The organism is Amycolatopsis sp. NPDC004772 (assembly GCF_053601215.1).
Map to the genome: position 1 here is coordinate 39888 of NZ_JBSGBK010000011.1, position 22449 is coordinate 62336.

The following is a 22449-nucleotide window of genomic DNA, read 5'->3' on the forward strand; positions in this document are numbered from 1 at the left end:
TCAGCTCCGCAGCATCGGCGGGTACAGCACCTCCGCCGCACCCCGCCGGTACAGCCGGGCCGGGCGGCCACCGTCACGCGTGGTCGTCCGGCCCGTCGGCTCCAGCAACCCCTCCGCCCCGGTCACCTTCCGGTGGAAGTTGCGCGGGTCCAGCCGCGTGTCCCACACCAGCTCGTACACCCTCCGCAGCTCCGCGACCGTGAACTCCGGCGCGCAGAACGCCGTACCCAGCGGGGAATACTCCAGTTTCGCCCGGGCTCGTTCGACGCCGTCGGCCAGGATGCGGTCGTGGTCGAACGCCAGCCGCTCGGCCCGCAGCTCGCGCACCGGTGCCCAGCGGGCCTCCGCCGCGTCCGTGCCCGCGCGCGGCACCGGCAGGTCCGGCGCCAGCGCCAGGTACGCCACCGTCACCACCCGCATCCGCGGGTCGCGGTCCGGGGCGCCGTAGCCCGCCAGCTGTTCGATGTGGACGGTCCCCGGCGCCAGCCCGGTCTCCTCCGCCAGCTCGCGACGCGCCGCGTCCGCCAGGTCCTCGTCCTCCCGGACGAACCCGCCGGGCAGCGCCCACTCGCCGAAGTACGGCTCGACGCCCCGGCGCACCAGCAGGGCGCACAGCTCCTCCCCGGTCAGGGTGAGCACGACCAGATCCACGGTGACGGCGAACGGTGGGTGACCCATGCCACCCACCCTAATCGTCAGCTTGACGATTAGCCACCCGAGCCCATATCGTCACCTCGACGATAAGAGGAGGGCTCCATGGCCGACATCGACCGCCGGTTCGGGTTCCGGCACCTGCGCGGTGCCCCCACCGTGCACATCCGCCACTACCGCCGCGGCAAGCTCGCGCACGACGGCGTCGGGCTGTCGTTCTGGTACCGGCCGCTGACCGCGGTCGTCTCGGAGGTCCCGGTCGACGACCGCGAGCTGCCACTGTTGTTCCACGCCCGCACGGCCGACTTCCAGGACGTCACCGTCCAGCTCGCCCTCACCTTCCGGATCCAGGACCCGGCACTGGCCGCCCAGCGCATCGACTTCTCCATCGACCCGGACACCGGCCGCTGGCGAAGCGATCCCCTGGCGCAGATCAGCGGGCTGCTCACGGAGAACGTGCAGCAGTACGCCGTCGAGGTGCTGACCCGCATCGACCTGGCCACCGCACTGGTCGACGGCGTCAGCGCGGTCCGCGACCGGATCCGCGCCGGCCTGGCCGAGGAGGACACGCGGCTCGCGCAGACCGGTTCGGCGGTGATCGACGTCCGGGTCGTCGCGATCCGGGCCGAGCCGGAAGTCGAGAAGGCGCTCCAGACGACCGCGCGGGAGAAGGTGCAGCAGGAGGCCGACCGCGCGACCTTCGAACGCCGTGCGCTCGCCGTCGAACGGGAACGCGCGATCAGCGAAAACGAGCTGCAGAACCAGATCGAGCTGGCCCGCCGCGAGGAGCAGCTGCTCGCCCAGCGCGGCGCGAACGCCCGGCGGCAGGCCGAGGAAGCCGCGGCGGCGAACCGGATCGAGACGGAGGCGCAGGCGTCGCGTGAAGAACGGCTGACGCAGGTGAAGGCCGACGGCAAGCGAGCGCTCGGCGAAGCGGAAGCGGCGGGCGAGGCGGCGCGGCTGGCGGCGTACCGCGACCTGCCCGAGGGCGTGCTGACCGGGTTGGCGCTGAAGGAGCTGGCCGGCAACCTGCCGCAGATCGAAAGCCTGGTGCTCACGCCGGACCTGCTCGCGCCGCTGCTGACGAAGCTGGGCATCCGCTCGTGAGCCTCGCCCCGCGGGTCGTGCTCGTCCACCGCCGCACCGAACTGGACGAGCTCGTCGCCCGGCACGGCACGCGCGGCCAGGCCGAGTTCTTCCTGCGCACCCGCGGCCGCGACCTCGCCGAGGTGCTCGAAGCCGACACGACCCTGCGTGCCGCGCTCGCCGCGGCCAGTGCCGCCATCCCGCTGGACTGGCGCCGCGGCGAGGTCGAACGTGCGGATCTCGACCGGTTCCTCTTCACACCCGAGGACGTCGTCGTGGTGGTCGGGCAGGACGGCCTCATCGCGAACGTGGCCAAGTACCTCGACGGCCAGCCGGTGATCGGCGTCGCGCCCGGTGCCCCCGGCGTCCTGGTCAAGCACCCGGTCGAGGCGGTCGCGGACCTGGTGCGGTCCACGGCCGACGTCGAACACCGGACGATGGCCGAGCTCACCGCGGACGACGGCCAGCGGCTGCTCGCCCTCAACGAGATTTACCTCGGGCACGCCGGGCACCAGACGGCCCGCTACCGGCTGGGGGTCGGTGGCGGGCCGGCGGAACGCCAGGCGTCGTCGGGGATCCTGGTCGGGACGGGCACCGGGGCGACCGGCTGGTGCGGGTCGGTGTGGCGGGAACGCCGCAGCGGCCTGCCCCTGCCGGCGCCCGGCGAGGCCCGGCTGGTCTGGTTCGTGCGGGAGGCGTGGCCGTCACCGACGACCGGGACCACCCGCACCGAAGGGGAACTGACCCGGGCGCCGCTGACGGTCGAGGTCGAATCGGACCGGCTGGTCGCGTTCGGCGACGGCCTCGAAGCCGACACCGTCGCCCTCACCCGCGGCCAGACGGCGACCTTCGTCCCGGCGGCGAAGACCGTCCGCCTGGTGCGGTGACGGAACGGACGACACGCGTGATTGGAGGGACGACACGGCGAGGGGGCGTGTCGTCCCTCCGGCGGGTCAGGTGCCGTAGCGGGCCTTGACGATCGACGGGGTGTCGAGGTTGTGGCCGGCGTCCATGCTCTGGGCCAGGCGCAGGTACTGGCCCTCGGCCCACATCAGCGGGCCCGCGCTGCCGGTCGGGCGGCCGAGGCCGAAGCAGGCGACGTCCGCGCGGTCCCAGACCTGCTCGGGCACGAAGTAGCCCTCGTTGACCGAATCCGCCATCGACTTCAGGTACACCGCGGCCGAGCGGCCGTTGGCCAGCTCGTACTGGCCGCGCTCCCCCGACAGCACCGGCCACAGCCGGCCGAACCGCTGGCTTCCGTTCGCCGGCCAGCCGCTGCAGTTCGCGGTGCTCTCGCCGTAGTTGTCGTGCGGGTAGCGGTGGAAGTAGATGTCGCCGTTGGGCAGCGTGACCTGCACCGAGGAGTTGCCGTCCGAGGCGGCGGCCGTCGGGGCCACCGAGTTCGCGATCGTGGCGTCCCCGGCCGGGCGGATGCCGAGGCGGACCAGGTCGAGGAAGCCGAAGTCGGTGACGTCGTGCTCGTAGAAGCAGCCTTCGTCGAAGCAGATCGTCGCCGTGTCGTTCGGGTTGCCGGCCCGGTCGAGGCGCTCGTAGTACGTGTGGCCGCCCCAGTAGCCGGAGGTCGTCACCGTCCAGCCCGCCAGGGAATTGCGCCAGGTGTCCGCGGTGGACTCCCAGGACGTGGCGCTCGCCGGGTCGCCGTTGGCCCGGGCGATGGCGCCGGCCGCGATCAGGCCGGCGATCTCCGCGGCCACCGACGACGGCGACTTGCCGTACTGCTCCTCCCAGCGCTCGGTCGTGTCCGGGCCTGTCGCGAGGATGTGGTTGGCCGTGGTCTTGACCTTGGCGTACGTGGCGGAGTCGGTGAGTCCGGTCAGCCAGGCCAGGAGGATCGCGTCGGCGTCCTGGTCCAGTTGTTCGCAGCAGCCGAGTTGCTGGGCACTGGCGCCGCTCACCCCGGAAACCGGGCTGTAGCGCGGGAACGAGCCGGCCGGGTAGGTCGTGCCGTCGCCTGCGGTGGCGGTTCCGATCCACTGGGAGTTCCAGAGGAACTGGGCCATGCGCTTGGCCTGGGCGGTGTCGCCGGCGGCCAGCAGGCCGGTGGCCTGCTGGTAGAGGTCCCGGCCCCACACCCGGTGGTAGCCGTCGTTGAGGTGGTCCCCGTTCGTGGAGTCACCCCACGGGGTGGCCAGGCCGGCGACGCTCGCTCCCGGGTGCTGCTTGTCTTCCGCCGTCTTGAGCGCCATGGCGGCCACGTAGTAGGCGCGACGTCGTTGGGCGTCTCCCGAGACGCTCGCCGGGGCCGGTTTGAGGCCGTTGACGTACGTGTTCCAGCCGCTTCGGTAGGACGCCGAGACCGCGGCGAACCCGCTGCTCAGGGAGCCGGTGGCGTTCGACGTCGCCGCTGCCGCGGTGCTGCCGTAGCCGAGGGCGACGGTGAACGTGGTGTCCGTGCCGACCGGGAGCTGGCCGCACTGGACGACGTTGCCGTTGCCCGCGATGGTGTCGAACTGGTTGTTCAGGGTCTTGTCGGCGCGCAGGTCGGCCAGGCAGTCGCTGCCCGCTCCGGTGTAGCCGTTGTCGTGTGCCGTGAAGCCGGTGGAGGCGCGCAGGGCCGAGACGACCGTGGTGGATGTGCCGCCGAACAGGGTTTCGGTGCCGCCGGCGACCAGGCCGGTGCCGTCCCACCAGGCGTTGTCGTTCGCTCCGCCGCCCGCCATCGACGGATTGGCCAGGAGGTACAGGCGGTAGGTTCCGCCGTCGAGGGACTGGAAGCGGGTGTTCGTCAGCAGGGTGGCGCGGGCGGGGTCGGTGACGTAGTTCGTCGTGATCCGGTACTTGCCGCTCTTGGCCGTGTTGGTGATCGTGTACTGGAGGGACTTCTCGTCCGGCATGGTCACGGCGTGGTTCGTGGCGTCTCGCTCGAGGTCCACGAACGTGCTGCCGTCGGTGACGATGTACTGCATGTCCTGCATGTCGGGGACGTCCGCCCGGGGGTAGAAGACTTCCGAGGTGACGCCGTTGGCGACGGTGAACCAGACCGGGCTGGTGCTTGTCGTCGCCGTTCCGAGGGCCGACTTGTTGCCCGTGGCCCAGGAGGCTCCTCCTCCGCAGCAGTCCGTTGCCGTTCCGGCCGCCTGGGCCGGTGCCGGGAGGGCCGCGGTAAGCAGGATTGCTGCTCCTGTGCAGGCCAGGACGGCTTTCCACCTGATCATTGCGGGCCTCCGACGGCGTTGTCGATGCATATGTTGTTGGCTGCAACATATTGAGGTCTGGGGTGATGACAGGCAATGTCCGGTCGTTCTTTATCGATCCAGAGCTAGGTCATACGGAGTAGGTCCGTAACCCCGAAGCCTGGATTGTGACTACGGCCGGCACCACCGCGTCAAGGCGGGAAAGCGTGCCTTGACCCGGTGGTGCCGGCCGTGTTCTGGCTTCGGATCGGGGTTGCGGGGGGCCTGGGTTGGCGAGTGGTTGCTTTATGCGTCTGCGATGCGGTCCAGCCACTCGGCCAGGAGGATTCGCTCGGCTTCCGTCAGTGCCGTGGCGCCTTCTAGGCCCGCCCTCAGCGCTATCGCTCGCTCCGGGAGGTCCGATTCCTTGGGCTGCTCGGTTCCGGTCAGGATTCGGGTCAAGACCGTCTCACGTGCCGTTGTCGAGAGCTCTGGGTCTCGCTGATCTTCCGGCGTGGCGATCTGGGTCAGGACCACGCCCATTCCTGCCGCGTGGGTCAGGCGGGCCGCCCTCTCCACGCCCACCCTGAGCCTCCCTGCCTCCGCTACGCGCTCGACGATGCTTCGCAACATCGCCTCCGCTTCGCGCGCCGCCGGGGACATTCGGCCCGGGCGTGCGTCGCCGTACATCAGGACGTAGAACTCCGGGCGGGACAAGCCGAACTCGATGTGCAAGTCCCAGCCTCGCCTCAGGTCCTCCACCGGGTCGCCCGTCGAACCCAGCTTGCGCTTGCTCTTGAGGTACTCGTCGAAGCCGTACGCCGCCACCGCGTCCAGCAGGCCGTCCTTGTCCCCGAACAGGCGGTACAGCGCCGGGGGCTGGACGCCCGCCGCCGCGCTCACCGCCCGGGTCGACAGCCCGTCGCGCCCCTCGGCCGCGAGCAGTGCCGCCGCCGCCTGGAGGATTCGCTCGCGGGTGTCCAGCGCCGTCTTCGTTGCCATGGTTTCAATGGTAACAAATCTTCGGTAGCACCTGTTCGGTGTCGCGGGCGATCACCTCGACAGCGAGAAGTAGCCGGCCGCCACCCGGTGGGCCAGGCGGCGCAGCAGCGGGGCCGCCTCCGCCATGCAGCGCGCCGGGTCCGGCTCCAGGTCCGTCAACGCGTACGCGGCCGAGATACCCGCCTCCTTCAACTGCACCGAAGACAGCCGACAGCGGCCGGAGACCGCGACGCACGGGATGCCCCTGGCCGCCGCGGCTGCCGCCACTCCGGCCGGGGCCTTGCCGGACAACGTCTGCTCGTCCAGGGATCCCTCGCCGGTGATGACCAGCGCAGCTCCGGTCAGGGCCGCATCGAAGCCGAGCAGGTCCAGGAGCAGCTCGATGCCGGGCCGTACGCGGGCGCCCAGGACCGCCATGGCCGCGAAGCCCACTCCCCCGGCCGCTCCGGCTCCCGGGCGCTCGGCGAACTCGGCTCCGGCGATCGAGGCCCAGTGCCCTAAGGCGGCATCGAGGGTCTCGACGTCGTCGGGGGACGCTCCCTTCTGGGGGCCGTAGACGGCCGCGGCCCCGCGGGGCCCGCAGAGCGGGTTGTCCACGTCGCTCGCCAGCTCGATGTCCACTTCGGACATCGACGACACGTCCAGGGACGCGAGCCGGGACAGGGCCGCTCCCCCGGCGGGGAGTTCGCGCCCGGCCGCGTCCAGGAGGCGGGCGCCCAGCGCCGTCAGCAGGCCGGCGCCGCCGTCGGTGCCCGCGCTGCCGCCGACGCCGAGGACGATCCGGCGGCAGCCCGCCCGGACCGCCGCCGCGATCACGTCGCCGGTTCCCGCGCTGGTCGCGGTGAGCGGGGCCGGGGCGCCCGGCAGCCGGTGCAGCCCGGACGCCTCGGCCAGCTCGACGATCGCCGTGTCGCCGCGGACGGCGTAGGACGCGGTCACCGGAAGGCCGGTGGGGCCGCGGGCGGGGACCCGCACGCGCCGGTACCCGGCGGCGACGGCCGCGTCGACCGTGCCCTCGCCGCCGTCGGCCACCGGGAGGGTGGTGACCGCCGCCGTGGGGTCGACGTCGGCGAGACCGGCCGCCACCGCCGACGCCACCTCCCCCGCGGTCAGCGACCCCTTGAACTTGTCCGGCGCGATCAGGACCTTCACGCGCTCGCCTTGAACGCCCGCCAGTCGCCGATCTCGGTGATGTCGCGCAGGGCGACGTGCGAGGTGTACGGCCGCCGCAGCAGCATCGCGAACGCCGAACTCCCGTCCGCCAGCTCCACCACCCCCAGCTCCAGCTCGTGCGGCTCGGACGGCAGCACCCGGTCCCGCAGGTCGTCCAGCGAGACGTCGTAGACCTCGCCGGTCACCTCGGCGCCGCCGTGGGAAACCGGGTACAGCGCCGGGCACTGGTCGCCGACCGCGTAGAACCGGTACTTGGCCGCGGTCCGCGCGCCGCCCACGAACGGCGATCCTTCGAGCAGGTGGTGCAGTGGCTCGCCGCGCATGGCGCCGCCGTTGAAGAACATCAGGGCCACGAGGGAACTCCTTTACCGGAAGAGGGCTTCGACGCCGTCGACGGCGAAGTACACCGCGAACACCAGGGCCAGCAGGGTGAGCAGCCAGCCGGCTTCGCGCCACTTGCCCCGGCCGATCTTGATCAGCACGAAGGCGATCAGGCCGGCGCCGACGCCGTTGGTGATCGAGTAGGTGAACGGGATCAGGGCCGCGGTCAGGAACACCGGGATCGTGTAGTCCGGGTTGTGCCACGGGATGGTCCGGCACTGCGCGACCATCATGCCGCCGATGACCACCAGCGCGGGCGCCGCGGCCTGGGCCGGGACGACCCCGGCCAGCGGCGTGAACAGCAGGGTGCCGGCGAACAGCAGGCCGGTGACGACGCTGGCCAGCCCGGTCCGCGCGCCCTCGCCGACGCCGGCCGCCGATTCGAGGAACACCGTGTTCGGCGACGAGCCGGTGACGCCGCCCGCGATCGCGCCTGCGCCGTCGACCAGCAGGATGCGGCCCATCCGCGGGACCTTCCCGTTCTTCGACAGCCCGGCTTCGTCGGAGACGCTGGTGATCGTGCCCATGGCGTCGAAGAAGCCCGACAGCACCAGGGTGAACAGGAAGACCGTCGCCGCGAGCGCGCCTGCCGAGGCGAAGCCGCCGAAGAGGTCGATGTGGCCGAAGAGCCCGAAGTCCGGGGCGGCGAGGACGTGGTCGGGCAGTTCCGGGGTCGTGAGCCCCCAGCCGCCGACGCCGAAGCCCTGGTGCAGCACGACGGCGAGCACGGTGGCCACCCCGATGCTGATCAGCACCGCGCCCGGGACCTTCCGGGCCATCAGCACGATCATCAGCAGCAGGCCGAAGCAGAAGACGACGATCGGCCAGCCGTGCAGGTGCCCGCTCGCCCCGAGCCGCACCGGGACCGTGGTCTGCGCCGAGTCCGGGACCCGGGTCACGAACCCGGCGCTGACCAGGCCGACCAGGGCGATGTAGAGCCCGATCCCGACGGTGATCGCCATCTTGAGCGGCCGCGGGATGGCGTTCATGATCCGTTCGCGGACCCCGCTGACGGCCATCAGCACGATGCAGACGCCTTCGAGCACGACCAGGCCGAACGCCTGCGCCCAGGTCATCTCCGGGGCCATCTGGAAGGCGACGATGCCGTTGATGCCCAGGCCGGCGGCCAGCGCGAGGGGCGCATTGCCGACGAGTCCCATGAGGACGGTCATCACGGCGGCGGCCAGCGCGGTCGCCGTGGTCACCTGCGCGGCCGAGAGCCGGGCGCCGGTGATGTCGGCGGAGGCGCCGAGGATGAGCGGGTTGAGCAGCACGATGTAGGCCATCGCGACGAACGTGGTGACGCCGCCGCGGACTTCGCGGCCGATGGTGCTCTGCCGGGCCCGCAATTCGAAGAGCTTGTCGAGCAGCGAGCGGCGTTGCGGGGGTACGTCGTCGACTACGGGGGTGGGGACTTCAAGCTGGGTCATGCGTCCTGCCCTTGCCGGTGGGGGGTGCTCGGCCAGGGCCAGGCACCACGCCGTGCCTGGCCGAGCGGGACGTTCGATTCGGTGGTGCTCCGGTCAGCTGCTGACTTCGTGGGTCAGTAGTCGGTGCGGTCGGCCTTGTCGAGCCAGGCCGCGAAGGGGGCGAAGCCGTCCTTTGCGGACAGCCGGGTCACCGGGACCGTCCACGTCTCGCGCGGGCGGTCGAAGAGTTCGTAGAAGGCGCGGTCGTCGAAGCCGGCCTTGGCCGCGTCGTCGCGGTCGGCGGCGAAGATGACCTTGTCCACCCGCGCCCACAGCGCCGAGGACAGGCACATCGGGCACGGCTCGCAGCTGGAGACGAGTACGCAGCCGTCGAGCTTGAACGTGCCGAGTGCCTGGCAGGCCGCGCGGATCGCGACGACTTCGGCGTGCGCGGTCGGGTCCAGGTTCGCCGTGACGCGGTTGACGCCGGTCGCGACGACCTCGCCGTCCTTGACGATCAGCGCGCCGAAGGGGCCGCCGCCGTTCGCGACGTTGGTCTCCGCGATGCGGACGGCTTCGTCGAGCCATTCGGTTTCGACGGAAAGGGACACGGTCATCTCAGACTCCGGTGATGTGTTCGGGGCGGATCGGGACGCGCGGCAGCTCGAGGCCGGTGGCCGCGCGGATGGCGTTGGCGATCGCGGGCGTGGCCGAGATCGTGGGGGGTTCGCCGACGCCGCGGACGCCGTAGGGCGCGTGCGGATCGGGGCGCTCGAGGACGTCGACGCGCATCGGCGGCATGTCGAGGATGGTCGGGATGAGGTAGTCGGTGAACGACGGGTTCCGGACCTTGCCGTCCTTGACCAGGATCTCCTCCATCACGGCGAGGCCGAGGCCCTGGGCCGAGCCGCCCTGGATCTGAGCGACGACGGCGTCGGGGTTCATCGCCTTGCCGACGTCCTGGGCGCAGTCGAGCTGGACGACCTTGACCAGGCCGAGGTCCAGGTCGACGTCGACCACCGCGCGGTGGGCGGAGAAGCCGTACTGGACATGGGCGTCGCCCTGGCCCGTCTCGGGATCCAGGGGGTAGGTCGGCCGGTGGTGGAACTCGCGGGTCTCCTCGATCGCGCTGTCCCCCAGCAGCTCGGCCAGATCCGCGACGACCTCGCCGTCGGCCGCGACGACCTTCCCACCGGTCAGCGACATGCCTTCGGCCGGCACCCCGAGCCGCTCGCAGACGGCTTCGGCGACGGCGCGGCAGGCGTTGCGGACCGCGCCACCGGTGACGTAGGTCTGCCGCGACGCCGAGCTGGAGCCGGCGTCGCCGACGCTCGTGTCGGCCGGGTGCACGCTCACCCGCGCCACGCCCAGCTCGGTGCGGGCGATCTGCTGCTGCAGCGTCACCAGCCCCTGCCCGACTTCCGCGGCGGCGGTGTGCACCATGGCCACCGCCTCCCCGCCGAGCACCTCGAGCCGGACGCGGGCGGTCGAGTAGTCGTCGAGGCCTTCGGCGTAGGAGATGTTCTTGATCGTCACGCCGTAGCCGACCCCGCGGACCACGCCTTCGCCGTGGGTGGTGTTCGACGCCCCGCCCGGGAGGTCGCGGATGTCCCGGGCGCCGGTGGGCACGGGCGGCAGCGGCAGGTCGCGGACCCGCTGGACGAGTTCCGCCACCGGCGCCGGGAAGTCGACCACCTGTCCGGTGACCACAGTGGACCCTTCGCTCAGCGCGTTGCGGATCCGCAGTTCCGCCGGGTCCAGGCCCAGAGCGGCCGCCAGTTTGTCCATTTGGGACTCGTAGGCGTACGTCGGCTGCACCGCGCCGAGGCCGCGCATCGCCCCGCAGGTCGGGTTGTTCGTGTAGACGCCCCAGCCCTCGATGTGCGCGTTCGGGACGTCGTAGGGGCCGACGCTGAGCGTCGTGCCGTTGCCGACCACGACCGGCGTCTTGGACGCGTACGCGCCGCCGTCGAAGTACAGCTTCGCCCGGACGTAGACGAGCTTCCCGTCGCGGGTGGCGCCGTGCTCGTAGTACATCTTCGCCGGGTGGCGGTGGACGTGCCCGAAGAACGACTCCAGCCGGTTGTAGCTCATCTTGACCGGACGGCCGGTGCGCAGGGCCAGCATGCAGGAATGGATCTGCATCGACAGGTCCTCACGGCCGCCGAAGGCGCCACCGACCCCGGACAGCGTCAGCCGCACCTTCTCCAGGGGCAGGCCGAGGGCCTTCGCCGTCTGGCGCTGGTCGACGTGCAGCCACTGGGTGGCCAGGTAGAGGTCGACGCCACCGTCCTCGGCGGGCACCGCGAGCCCGGACTCCGGACCGAGGAACGCCTGGTCCTGCATCCCGATCTCGTAGACGCCGGACACCACGACGTCCGCGGTCGCGGCCGGGTCGCCCTTGACGATCCGCTGGTGGCGGACCAGGTTCCCGCCCGGGTGCAGCTTCGGCAGCGTGTCGTCGTGCGCGGCCCGCTCGGGGTCGGTGACCGGTTCGAGGACGTCGTACTCGACGACGATCTCCTTGAGCGCCTGCCGCGCGATCTCCGGGTGGTCCGCGGCCAGGATCGCGACCGGCTCGCCCTGGTAGCGCACCAGGTCGGCGGCCAGCGCCGGGGTGTCCTGGAACTTGAGGCCGTAGACGTTCTCCCCCGGGACGTCCTCGTGCGTCAGCACCGCGTGCACCCCCGGCTGGGCGAGCGCGCGGGAGACGTCGAGGCGGACGATCCGGGCGTGCGGGTGCGGGCTGCGCAGGGTCGCGCCCCACAGCATGTCCTCGTGCCACAGGTCCGAGGAGTAGGCGAACTCGCCGCGCACCTTGAGCGTGCCGTCCGGGCGCAGCGGGCTCTCGCCGATGCCGCCGGCGATCGTGTCGTGCAGCTCCTGCGGGGAGCGGGCCGGTGCGCTCATCGGACGGCCTTGCGCGCGGCGGCGTCGCGGACGGCGTCGAGGATCTTCTCGTAGCCCGTGCAGCGGCAGAGGTTGCCGGCCAGGGCCTCGCGGATCTCGACGTCGGACGGCTCGGGGTTCCGCTCGATCAGGTCGTGGGCGGCCACCAGCAGGCCGGGCGTGCAGAAGCCGCACTGGACCGCGCCGCGCTCGACGAACGCCTCCTGCACCGGGTCCAGGGCTTCCCCGTCGGCCAGGCCTTCGACCGTGACCACCTCGCGGCCCTCGGCCTGTCCGGCCGCGACCAGGCAGGCACACGCCGGGACGCCGTCGAGGTAGACCGTGCAAGAACCGCATTCGCCCTGCTCGCAGGCGTTCTTCGAGCCGGGCAGCCCGAGCCGCTCGCGCAGCAGGTAAAGCAGGCTCTCGCCCTCCCAGACGTTGTCCGCCCGGCGGGGTTCGCCGTTGACGGTGACGTTCACGCGCACTTCGCGCTCCCTCCGCAGTATTCGGTCCAGGCCCAGGTCAGCGTCCTTCGCGCCATGACGCTCAGCGCGTGACGCCGGTAGGCCGCGCTCCCCCGGACGTCGTCGATCGGCGACGCGGCCGCCGCGACCAGGTCGCCGAAGCGGCGTTTCACCGAGTCGGCGATCGGCTTCGGCGCGTCCCAGTCCAGCTCGGCGGCCAGGAACTCCTCGGCGTCGAAGGCCCGCCGCGGGGTCGGCGCGGCCGAGCCGACGCCGGTGCCGATCCGGCGTTGTTCCGGGTGCAACGCCAGGCCGAAGGCCGCGACGGCGATGACCATGGCGTTGCGGGTGCCGATCTTGCTGAACTGCTGCGGCCCGGTGGCCGGTGCGAGCAGCACCGCGGTGATCAGCTCGTCCGGCTCCAGCACGTTCTTCTTGACCCCGACGTAGAAGTCCTTCGCCGCGACGACCCGCGTCCCGCGGACGGAGGCGATCTCGACCTCGGCGTCCGCGGCCAGCAGCGCCGGGTGCGAGTCGCCCGCGGGCGAGGCCGCGCCGAGGTTGCCGCCCACCGAACCGCGGTTGCGGATCTGCGGCGAGCCGACCGTCCGCGCGGCCATGGCCAGGCCGGGCAGCCGCGGGCCGAGCTCGGTGATGATCCGGGTGTAGGGCACGGCCGCGCCGATCCGGATCCGGCCGCCGTCGGTGCCGTGCTCGTGCAGTTCGGGCACGCGCCCGAGGTCGAGGAGCGACTCCGGGCGGCGGTGGTCGAAGTTCAGTTCGACCAGCACGTCCGTGCCGCCGGCGAGCGGGACCGCACCGGGGTTCGCGGCCTTCGCGGCGAGCGCGGCGGCCAGCGAGTCGGGTCGGAGGAATTCCACTGTGGACGTCCTTTCGGGGCTGCTTCGGCAAGAAGTACACACGCTCCCGCGTGGCCCCGACCACGGCAAAACCCCTGAAAGACGGGTGAATTTCCGGCCCGCGTTTGTACTTTCCTCCAACGCCCTGATTGCGGGCACGCCAAGGCCGCCGCACGAGGTCGGGACTCGTGCGGCGGCCGTGGTCACGCGGGTGTTACGCGGGCTCGAACTCCTTCACCGCGTCGAGGGCGGCGCCCATCGCGGCGTTGCCCTCGCGCTCGATCATGATTTCCACCAGGACCGGGCGGCTGGTCCGCTCGGCTTCCTTGCGCGCCCATTCCAGGGACGTCCGGATCTCCCCCGGCTCGTGCACGCGGGTGCCGGAGCAGCCGTAGGCTTCCATGATCTTCACGTTGTCCGTGCCGATCGAGTCGTAGTGGATGTCGACCTCGAAGTTCATCTCGTAGCCGGTCTCGGCCTGGCGGATGAGCCCGAGGTACTCGTTGTTCAGCATGATCAGCACGAACCCGACGTCGTACTGGGCGGCCACCGCCAGCTCCTCGACCAGGAACTGGAACGAGTAGTCGCCGACCACGCCGACGACCTCCGCCTCCGGCTTGGCCTTCTTGACGCCGATCGCCGCCGGGATCTCCCAGCCGAGCGGGCCGGCCTGGCCGCACACCTGGTAGTGGCGCGGCTGGTGCGCCTTCTGGAACTGGCCCGACCAGATCTGGTACAGCCCGATCGCGGTGACGAAGTAGGTGTCTTCGCCGAAGGTCTCGTTGATCTCCTTGAACACGCGCGGCGCCTTGATCGGCAGGCTGTCGAAGTCGTCGCGCCGGGGCAGGGCCTCCTTCAGCTCGCCGATCCGGGCGACCCACTCGCGCCGCGGCGGCGTTTCCCGCTTGTCCAGGGCCGCCAGCAGCGCGTCGAGGAACTCCCGCGTGTCCGAGACGATCCCGAGGTCGGGGCCGAACACCTTGCCCAGCTGGGTGGGTTCGATGTCGACGTGGATGAACTTCCGGTCGCCGCGGTAGACCGACAGCTCGCCGGTGTGCCGGTCGCCGAACCGCGCGCCCAGCGCGAGCACCAGGTCCGACTCCAGGAAGGCCGCGTTGGCCCAGCGCTGCGACGTCTGGATGCCCGCCATCCCGGCGAACAGCTCGTGGTCCTCGGGGAAGCTGCCCTTGCCCATCAACGTCACCTGCACCGGGACGTCGAGCCGCTCGGCCGCGGCCCGCAGCCGCTCGCTCGCCTCCCCGAGGACGACCCCGCCACCGGCCAGGATCAGCGGGCGCTCGGCGGCCAGCAGCAGGTCCAGCGCCCGCTCCACCCGGGCGGGCGCCGGCGTCACCCGGGTCACCGGCAGCGGCGAGTCGATCGAGGAGTCCCATTCGATGTCCTGCTTCTGGACGTCGATGGGCAGGTCGATGAGCACCGGGCCGGGCCGGCCCGAACGGGCGATCCGGAACGCCTCGCGGAAGATCCACGGCAGCTGCGCGGCCTCCTTGACCTGCACCGCCCACTTCGTCACCGGCTTGGCGATCTCGACGATGTCGACGGCCTGGAAGGCCTCCTGGTGCAGCTTGGCCGTGGCGGCCTGGCCGGTGATGCAGATGATCGGGATCGAGTCCGCGTGCGCGGTGTAGAGCCCGGTGATCATGTTCGTCCCGGCCGGGCCGGACGTGCCGATCGCGACGCCGACGTTGCCGTTCGTCCTGGCCCAGCCGTCGGCCATGTGCGTCGCGCCCTCTTCGTGGCGGACGATCAGGTGCTCGATCGGCCGGCCTTGCAGGGCGTTATACAGCGGGAGGATGGCGGCGCCGGGGCAGCCGAAGACGGTGTCGACGCCTTCGCTCTCCAGGACGTCGACGACCGCCTGCATCGCGGGGATCCGGGGCATGTCACACCTCCGCCGGGACGCGGCCCGACAACTGTTCGGCGACCTTCAGCAAGGCCGAGTGGTCTTCGGCGCCGTACCCCATGGCGCGGCCGGCGGCGACGAGCTGGGCGACCAGCCCGGTGAGCGGGAGCGCGACGTCGGCCTGCCGGGCGGCGGCCAGTGCGATCCCCATGTCCTTGTGGTGCAGGTCGATCCGGAACCCGGGCGTGAATTCCCGCGCCACCATGGACTTGCGCTTGAGCTCGAGGATCCGGCTGCCGGCCAGCCCGCCCGCGAGGACGTCGAGGCCCGTGGCGGCGTCCACACCGGACGCTTCCAGCAGCACGATCGCCTCGGCGACCAGGCCGTAGATCCCGCCCACGACGAGCTGGTTCGCGGCCTTGACGACCTGGCCGGCGCCGTGCGGCCCGACGTGCACGATGGTCTTGCCGACCACGTCCAGGACCGGCTTCGCGGCCTCGAAGTCGTCCGCGTCGCCACCGACCATGATGGACAGTGAGGCCTGCTCGGCGCCGGCCTGCCCGCCGGAGACGGGCGCGTCGAGGACGCGGATCTTCTTGTCCCGGGCGGCTTCCGCGATCGCGATCGACGTCTCGGGCCGGATGGTGCTCATGTCGATCAGCAGCGTGCCGGGCCCGGCGGTGTCCAGGACGCCGCCCGCGGCCAGCACCACCTCCTCGACGTGCGGGTGGTTCGGCAGCATCGTGATGACCACGTCCGCCCCGGCGACCGCGTCGGCGACGCTCGTCGCGGCGCGCCCGCCGGCGGCCTCGAGCTTCTCGCCCGCGGCCGGGGTGACGTCGTAGCCGCCGACGTCGTGGCCGGCCGCGACCAGGTGCGCGGCCATCGGGGCGCCCATCACGCCCAGTCCGATGAATCCCAGTTTCATGCTCGTCCCCTTCGGGTTTTCGGCAGCCAGGCGAGCGACGTGACGGTGTCGGGGTCCGGGACGTACTCGATCCCGACGAACCCGGCGTAGCCCGCGTTCTGCAGCTCCGCCAGGTGTCCCTCGATGTCCAGCTCGCCGGTGCCGGGCTGGTGGCGGCCGGGCGCGTCGGCGATCTGCACGTGCCCGATCCGGGAAAGGTGCGTCGTCGCCAGGGCGTCCAGGTCGTCGCCGTTGACGGCCAGGTGGTACAGGTCGGCCAGCAGTCGCACGTTTTCGCGCCCGAGGTCGTCGAGCACGGCCACGGCGTCCGCGGCGGTCTTGAGCGGGTAGCGGTCCGCGCCGGAGAGCGGTTCGAGCACCAGCTGCGCACCGATCCGCGCGGCGGCGTCGGCGGCCTTGTCCAGGTGCGCGCGGGCCAGGTCGTCCTGCTCGGCCGGGTCTTCACCGTCGAGCCGGTTGCCGTAGAGCGCGTTGAAGCTGCGGCACCCGGTGCGTTCGGCGATGCCGAGGGCGACGACCAGGCTGTCGGCGAACTCGGCCTCCCGCCCGAGCCAGCTCACCAGGCCCCGCTCCCCCGCGGCCATGTCCCCGGCGTAGAAGTTCAGCCCCCGCAGCCGGACGCCGTCCAGGCTCCGCACGAAGGCGTCGACCTCGTCGCGCGCGGGAACCGCGGTGTCGAACGGCCACCAGTACTCGACGTCGGTGAACCCGGCCTCCCGCGCGGCGGCCGCGCGCTCGAGCAGCGGTACCTCCTTGAACAGGATCGACAGGTTGGCGACGTACGGCAGGGAGTGGCCCTCTTCAGGCATCGCGACCTCGAATTTCGCTATCCGGAATTTTTCTTTCGCATATCGAGAATAGCTGCTGACCTGCGCCGGGGTCAACGCCCGGACGGCGAAGGCGCCGCGACTCGTCGAGTCACGGCGCCTTCGGGCGAACGGGGTACCTGCTACCGGTTCTGGACGTGCTGCCAGCCGAACCGGCCCTTGATGCACAGGTTCCCGTGCGTCACCGAGCTGTCGTGCGGCGAAGTCACCTTCACGATCTCGTTGTCCTGGACGTGCAGCGTCAGGTTGCAGCCGACCCCGCAGAACGTGCAGACCGTCGTCGTCGCGGTCTGGCGGGACTCGTCCCAGGAGCCGTCCGAACGCTTGTCGTACTCGCGCTTGAAACTCAGCGCCCCGGTCGGGCACACCTCGACGCAGTTGCCGCAGTACACGCAGGCACTGTCCGGCAACGGGTTCGCGAATTCCGTCGAGATCCGGGCGTCGAAGCCGCGGCCGGCGACGGTGATCGCGAACGAGTTCTGCCACTGCTCGCCGCACGCGTCGACGCACTTGTAGCAGAGGATGCACTTGCCGTAGTCCCGGACGTACAGCTCGTTGTCCACCAGGGCCGGCTGGGCCACCGTGGCCGCGTCGGGGCCGAAGCGGTCCGGATCGGCTCCCGTAGCGGCCATCCACTCCGCGACGCCCGGCGTCGTCGAGAGGTCCGTGGCCGAAGCCAGGAGTTCGAGGACCACCTTGCGGCTCGTGCGCGTCCGCTCCGAATCCGTGCGGACGACCATGCCCGGCTCGGCCTGGCGCGAGCAGGACGGCACCAGCGTCCGGGAGCCTTCGACCTCGACCATGCAGACGCGGCAGGCGTTCGCCGGCTCCAGGGTGTCGCCGTAGCAGAGCGTCGGGATGGCCTTGCCCGCCGCCGTGCACGCGTCGAGGATCGTCGAGCCGTCCGGCACCCGGACCGGCTCACCGTCCACAGTGAACTCGACCAGCCGCTTCGGGATCCCGATGTCCACAATGGTCACTTCAGGGCCCCCAGCCGGTCGATGGCGGATTCGATGGCGTTCCAGGCGGTCTGGCCGAGGCCGCAGATCGACGAGTCGCGCAGCACGCCGCCGACCTCGCGCAAAAGCGGCCGCTCCTCCGAACCGGAGGCGAGGACACGCCGGATCGCCTCCTCCTGCCGCACCGTCCCGATCCGGCACGGGACGCACTGGCCGCACGACTCGTCGCGGAAGAACTCGGCGATCCGCAGCAGGAACCCGCCGAGATCGGCGAGGTCGTCGAGGACCAGGACGACACCCGAGCCGAGCGTCGTCTTCGCCGCCCGCGCGTCCTCGAACGTCAGCGGCAGGTCCAGCTCGTCCGGCCGGACGAACCCGCCGGCCGCGCCGCCCAGCAGGATCGCGCGCAACGACCGGCCCGAAGCCACTCCCCCGGCCAGCGCGAGCAGTTCCCGCAGGGTCGTCCCGAACGGCACTTCGTAGACACCGGGACGTTCGACGTTCCCGGAGAGGCAGAACAGCTTCGGCCCGGCCGACGCGTCGGTGCCGAGCGACCGGTAGGCCGCCGCGCCTTCGGTGAGGATCAGCGGGACGTTGACGAGGGTCTCGACGTTGTTCACCACGGTCGGCTTGCCGAACAGCCCCCGCTCGACCGGGAACGGCGGCTTCGTGCGGGGTTCGCCGCGGAAGCCCTCGATCGAGTTGAAGATCGCGGTCTCCTCGCCGCAGATGTAGGCACCCGCGCCCCGCCGGATCTCGATGTCGAACGAGAACCCCTGGTGGCCCATGATGTCCGTGCCGAGGAACCCGCGTTCGCGGCACACCGCCAGTGCGTTGCGCAGCAGCCGCAACGCACGCGGGTACTCGCCGCGCAGGTAGACGAACCCCCGGGTGGCGCCGATCGCGTACGCCGCGATCGTCATGGCCTCCACCAGCGCGAACGGGTCGCCCTCCAGGAGCACCCGGTCCTTGAACGTGCCGGGCTCGCTCTCGTCGGCGTTGCACACCAGGTAGTGCGGCCCGGCGGGCTGGGCGGCGGTGGCGGCCCACTTGCGCCCGGTCGGGAACGCGGCCCCGCCGCGGCCGAGCAGGCCGGAGTCCGTGACCTCGCGGAGCACGGCGGCCTGGCCCATGCGCAGGGCGTTGCGCAGGGCCGCGTAGCCGCCGGACGCGCGGTAGCCGTCCAGGCTGGCCGGGTCGACCACGCCCACCCGGCGGAGCAGCCGGAGCCCGTCCTCCTGGTGGATCACCGGCGGCGCACCCTCCGAACGGGACGGTGGCCGCCCGGCGGCGAGCACGGCCGACGCGCCGGTTGCCGGGGCGAGCAGCTCGGTGGTCGCCGGGTCGCCGGCCTGGAACGTCAGCGCCGCGGGGGCCCGTTCGCAGACGCCGAGGCACGGGCTGCGCAGCCACGTGACCCCGCCGCGCGCCTTCCCCGCGGCGCCGACGTGCTCGGTGAGGACGTCGCAGACCGTGTCCGCGCCCCGGATCCGGCAGGCCAGGTCGGTGCACACGTGCACCACCCGCTCCGGGCGCTCCTCCAGCGCGAACAGCGAGTAGAAACTGGCCACGCCGTACGCGTCGGCGGGCGGCACGTGCAGCGTCTCGCAGATCAGGTTCAGCGCGCCCTGGCTGATCCAGCCGACCCGGTCGTTGACCGCGTGCAGGGCGGGCAGCAGCTGGTCCCGGCCACCGCCGGCGAACCCGGCGACCGCCTCCCGTTCTTCGCGCGACGCGACGGCGTCCAGCAGTTTGAGGTCCATGTCAGACCTCGGCCGGGAGCTTGTCGACGCGGATGGCCGCCGCCTTGTACTCGGCGGTCCCGGCGATCGGGCAGGTGGCTTCGATGGTGATGACGTTGACGTCGACCTCGTCCGGGAAGTGGAAGGTCATGAACGCCAGCCCGGGTTTCAGCCCCGTGTCCAGCCGGACCGGGGCGACGATCTCCCCGCGTCGCGACGAGATCCGGACCAGTTCGTCGGGCTGGACGCCCAGCGCCCGTGCGTCCTCCGGGCACAGGTCCAGGGTCTCCCCCTGCCGCAGCGGGGACGGGAACCCGCCGGACTGGACGCCGGTGTTGTAGGAATCCAGCCGCCGGCCGGTGGTGAGCCGGATCGGGAACTCCTCGGTGAGCAGGTCGACCGGCGGGCTGTGCTCGAGCACCGTGAACGGTGCCGGGCGGCCGCGTTCGGCCGGGTCCCCGGCCCAGAGCCGGCCGTGCAGGAACGTCGGTTCGAGGGTGTCCTCGGAGAAGCACGGCCACTGGATCCCGCCGAGCTCTTCGAGCCGGGCGTACGACATCCCGGCGTGCATCGGCGACAGCGACCGCAGCTCGTCCCAGACCTCTTCACCGCCGGTGTAGTGCCAGTCGTGGCCGAGCCGGCGGGCGAGCTCCGACAGCAGTTCGATGTCGTCGCGCGCGCCGTCCGGCGGTTCGAGGGCCTTGCGGACGCGCTGGACCCGCCGTTCGGAGTTGGTGAAGGTGCCGTCGCTCTCGCACCAGGCCGCCGACGCCGGGAGCACCACGTCGGCCAGCTGCGCGGTCTTGGTCAGGAAGATGTCCTGCACGACCAGGTGGTCGACGTTGGCCAGCCGCTTGATCGTGTGCTCGCAGTCCGCTTCGGACTGCACCGGGTTCTCGCCGATGATGTACACGCAGGTAAGGTCGCCGCGTTCCATCGCGTCGAGCATCTGGGTGAGGTTGAGACCCTTGCGCGGCGGGATCGCCGAGCCCCACGCGGTGTCGAACTTGGCCCGGACGTCGGCGTCGAGGACGTCCTGGAAGCCGGGCAGCCGGTCCGGGATGGCGCCCATGTCGCCACCGCCCTGGACGTTGTTCTGCCCGCGCAGGGGGTTCAGCCCGGCGCCGTAGCGGCCGACCTGCCCGGCCAGCAGCGCCAGGTTGATCAGCGACAGGACGTTGTCGGTGCCGTTGTGGTGTTCGGTGATGCCGAGGGTCCAGGACAGCTGGGCGCGATCGGCCCGGGCGTAGGTATGCGCCAGTTCGCGGATCAGCTCGGCCGGCACACCGGTGGTCTTCTCCGCCACTTCCAGCGTCCACGGCTCGACCGACGCGGCGAACTCGGCGAACCCCTCGGTGGCCCGTTCGATGAACGTCGTGTTCGCGAGTCCGGAGTGGATGATCTCCCGGGCGATCGCGTGCGCCAGCGGGATGTCGGTGCCGACCTCGAGCTGCAGCTGCCGGTGCGCCCAGCTCGCCGTGCTGGTCCGGCGCGGGTCGACGACGAAGAGCTTCGCTCCCTTGTGGACGGCCTTGAGCACGTGGTGGAAGAAGATCGGGTGCGCCTCGCGGGGATTGCCGCCCCAGATCACGATGACGTCGGCGTCCTCGATCTCCTGGTAGGAGGAGGTGCCGCCACCGCTGCCGAACACCCGCGCCAGCCCCGCGACACTGGGCGCGTGGCAGGTGCGGTTGCACGAGTCGACGTTGTTCGTGCCGATCACCGCGCGGGTGAACTTCTGGGCGACGAAGTTCATCTCGTTGGTGGCGCGGGCGCACGAGAACATCCCGAACGCCTCGGGCCCCTTGCCGTCCAGGGTGCGGCGGATCCCGGCGGCCGCCCGGTCGAGGGCTTCCTCCCAGGTCGCGGGCCGCAGCACGCCGGAATCGCGCACGAGGGGCCGGGTGAGCCGGACGTACGGCTCGGTGTTCCTGCGCTTCACGGGGACCTCCGGTCAGTGCGACCCGACGGGGACTTTGCTGGTGTGGTCGAGCAGGGAAATCGCGGCGTGGACGTACCGCAGCGCGGGCGCGGGCACGCCGGTGAGGCCGGCCAGCTCGACGACCGCGCCGATGATCGCGTCGATCTCGAGGGGCTTGCCGGCTTCCAGGTCCTGGAGCATCGACGTCTTGTGGTGGCCGACGCGCCAAGCGCCGTCGATGCGTTTCTCGACGGAGATCCGCGGGTCGGCCCCGGCCGCGCGGGCAATGGCCAGGGTCTCGGTCATCATCGTGGCGACGAGCTCGCGGGTGTCCTCGTGCTCGCACATCTGGGCCATGGTCGCCCGGGTCAGCGCCGACAGCGGGTTGAACGCGACGTTGCCCATCAGCTTGATCCAGATGTCGTTGCGCAGGTCGGTTTCGACCGGCGCCTTGAGGCCGCCGGCGATCATCGACGCGCTGAGCACCTTGCAGCGCGCGGAGATCTCGCCGCCGGGCTCGCCGAGGGAGAACCGGGTGCCTTCCAGGTGCCGGATGACCCCGGGCTCCTCGATGACCGTCGAGCAGTAGACGACGCAGCCGATCGCCCGCCGCAGCCCGAGCGCCACGGTGACCGAACCGCGGGGGTCGACCGTCTCGACCCGCTGCCCTTCCAGCGGGTGACCCCGCAGGCCGTGGAAATACCACCACGGGATGCCGTTCTGCGCGGCCACGATCGCCGTTTCGGGTCCGAGCAACGGGGCGAGCAGCTCGCCGCACGAGGCGTAGGAGTTGGCCTTGAGGCCGAGGAACACGAAGTCGGCCTCGCCCACTTCGGCGGGGTCGTCCGTGACGTGGGGATGGGCGGTGAAGTCGCCGCGCGGGCTGAGCACGCGGACGCCGTGCTCGCGCATCGCCGCGAGGTGGGCCCGGCGGGCGATCAGGTGCACCTCCGTCCCGCCGCGGTGCAGCGCGGCCCCGACGTAGGCGCCGATCGCCCCGGCCCCGAGAACAGCCACCTTCATGACGCGCCTCCAAGGTCCAGCGGTATTGCATACAGTATCCTGGATCCATGATCGAAACCAGCCTTCGCGATGCGGCCACTCGGGCGGCGCAGCGAAGAGCGACAAATAAGACACCGTGGGTCACAACGCCCCG

19 protein-coding genes are annotated in these 22449 nt (G+C 71.6%); 2 read left to right on the plus strand and 17 right to left on the minus strand.

Annotated elements, in window-relative coordinates:
- Nucleotides 1–678, minus strand: a complete 678-nt coding sequence (locus ACWEF6_RS09600; RefSeq protein ID WP_449682498.1) for an NUDIX hydrolase — start codon at nt 676–678, stop codon at nt 1–3.
- A 78-nt stretch (nt 679–756) separates the two neighbouring features.
- On the opposite strand from ACWEF6_RS09600, the gene ACWEF6_RS09605 reads away from it, so the two are divergent.
- Both ACWEF6_RS09605 and ACWEF6_RS09610 read left to right on the plus strand, forming a co-directional pair.
- On the plus strand, nt 757–1758 hold the full coding sequence (locus tag ACWEF6_RS09605; protein WP_449682499.1) for an SPFH domain-containing protein: 1002 nt from the start codon (nt 757–759) through the stop codon (nt 1756–1758).
- A complete protein-coding gene (locus ACWEF6_RS09610; protein WP_449682500.1) occupies nt 1755–2624 on the plus strand; it encodes a hypothetical protein in 870 nt (289 codons plus the stop codon). Before ACWEF6_RS09605 ends, ACWEF6_RS09610 begins: the two co-directional genes overlap by 4 nt.
- A gap of 66 nt (nt 2625–2690) precedes the next feature.
- Here the strand turns inward: ACWEF6_RS09610 and ACWEF6_RS09615 are convergent, their stop codons facing one another.
- From ACWEF6_RS09615 to ACWEF6_RS09690, 16 genes are all read right to left on the minus strand, one after another.
- Nucleotides 2691–4913 carry a glycoside hydrolase family 15 protein gene (locus tag ACWEF6_RS09615; RefSeq protein WP_449682501.1) on the minus strand — a complete coding sequence of 741 codons (2223 nt, stop codon included), beginning with the start codon at nt 4911–4913 and terminating at the stop codon, nt 2691–2693.
- 264 nt (nt 4914–5177) lie between these two features.
- Nucleotides 5178–5873: a TetR/AcrR family transcriptional regulator gene (locus ACWEF6_RS09620; protein ID WP_449682502.1), complete on the minus strand. Its 696-nt coding sequence runs from the start codon at nt 5871–5873 to the stop codon at nt 5178–5180.
- 51 nt (nt 5874–5924) lie between these two features.
- Complete coding sequence (locus tag ACWEF6_RS09625; protein WP_449682503.1) at nt 5925–7025, minus strand: glycerate kinase; 1101 nt, start codon at nt 7023–7025, stop codon at nt 5925–5927.
- A complete protein-coding gene (locus ACWEF6_RS09630; RefSeq protein ID WP_449682504.1) occupies nt 7022–7399 on the minus strand; it encodes an allophanate hydrolase-related protein in 378 nt (125 codons plus the stop codon). Before ACWEF6_RS09630 ends, ACWEF6_RS09625 begins: the two co-directional genes overlap by 4 nt.
- Nucleotides 7400–7411: 12 nt before the next feature.
- Entirely contained in the window at nt 7412–8857 is a 1446-nt protein-coding gene (locus ACWEF6_RS09635; RefSeq protein ID WP_449682505.1) for an NCS2 family permease, read from the minus strand.
- Between the two features lie 113 nt (nt 8858–8970).
- Complete coding sequence (locus ACWEF6_RS09640; RefSeq protein WP_449682506.1) at nt 8971–9453, minus strand: nucleoside deaminase; 483 nt, start codon at nt 9451–9453, stop codon at nt 8971–8973.
- A 1-nt stretch (nt 9454) separates the two neighbouring features.
- On the minus strand, nt 9455–11746 hold the full coding sequence (gene pucD, locus ACWEF6_RS09645) for a xanthine dehydrogenase subunit D (RefSeq protein WP_449682507.1): 2292 nt from the start codon (nt 11744–11746) through the stop codon (nt 9455–9457).
- Nucleotides 11743–12213 (minus strand): (2Fe-2S)-binding protein, encoded by a 471-nt coding sequence (locus tag ACWEF6_RS09650; RefSeq protein ID WP_449682508.1) that lies wholly within the window; start codon nt 12211–12213, stop codon nt 11743–11745. Before ACWEF6_RS09650 ends, pucD begins: the two co-directional genes overlap by 4 nt.
- Nucleotides 12204–13073, minus strand: coding sequence for an FAD binding domain-containing protein (locus ACWEF6_RS09655; RefSeq protein ID WP_449682509.1), 870 nt, complete (start codon nt 13071–13073; stop codon nt 12204–12206). The genes ACWEF6_RS09650 and ACWEF6_RS09655 overlap by 10 nt, the downstream gene beginning before the upstream one ends.
- 193 nt (nt 13074–13266) lie before the next feature.
- A complete protein-coding gene (gene gcl, locus ACWEF6_RS09660) occupies nt 13267–14955 on the minus strand; it encodes a glyoxylate carboligase (protein WP_449682510.1) in 1689 nt (562 codons plus the stop codon).
- Nucleotide 14956: 1 nt separating this feature from the next.
- On the minus strand, nt 14957–15844 hold the full coding sequence (locus tag ACWEF6_RS09665; RefSeq protein ID WP_449682511.1) for an NAD(P)-dependent oxidoreductase: 888 nt from the start codon (nt 15842–15844) through the stop codon (nt 14957–14959).
- Nucleotides 15841–16653 (minus strand): hydroxypyruvate isomerase family protein, encoded by an 813-nt coding sequence (locus tag ACWEF6_RS09670; RefSeq protein WP_449682512.1) that lies wholly within the window; start codon nt 16651–16653, stop codon nt 15841–15843. The genes ACWEF6_RS09665 and ACWEF6_RS09670 overlap by 4 nt, the downstream gene beginning before the upstream one ends.
- 140 nt (nt 16654–16793) lie before the next feature.
- Nucleotides 16794–17651: a 2Fe-2S iron-sulfur cluster-binding protein gene (locus ACWEF6_RS09675; RefSeq protein WP_449682513.1), complete on the minus strand. Its 858-nt coding sequence runs from the start codon at nt 17649–17651 to the stop codon at nt 16794–16796.
- Complete coding sequence (locus tag ACWEF6_RS09680; protein ID WP_449682514.1) at nt 17648–19393, minus strand: NAD(P)H-dependent oxidoreductase subunit E; 1746 nt, start codon at nt 19391–19393, stop codon at nt 17648–17650. The genes ACWEF6_RS09675 and ACWEF6_RS09680 overlap by 4 nt, the downstream gene beginning before the upstream one ends.
- A gap of 1 nt (nt 19394) precedes the next feature.
- A complete protein-coding gene (locus ACWEF6_RS09685) occupies nt 19395–21314 on the minus strand; it encodes a molybdopterin oxidoreductase family protein (protein ID WP_449682515.1) in 1920 nt (639 codons plus the stop codon).
- Nucleotides 21315–21326: 12 nt separating this feature from the next.
- Complete coding sequence (locus ACWEF6_RS09690; protein WP_449682516.1) at nt 21327–22316, minus strand: 2-dehydropantoate 2-reductase; 990 nt, start codon at nt 22314–22316, stop codon at nt 21327–21329.
- Between the last annotated feature and the right edge of the window lie 133 nt (nt 22317–22449).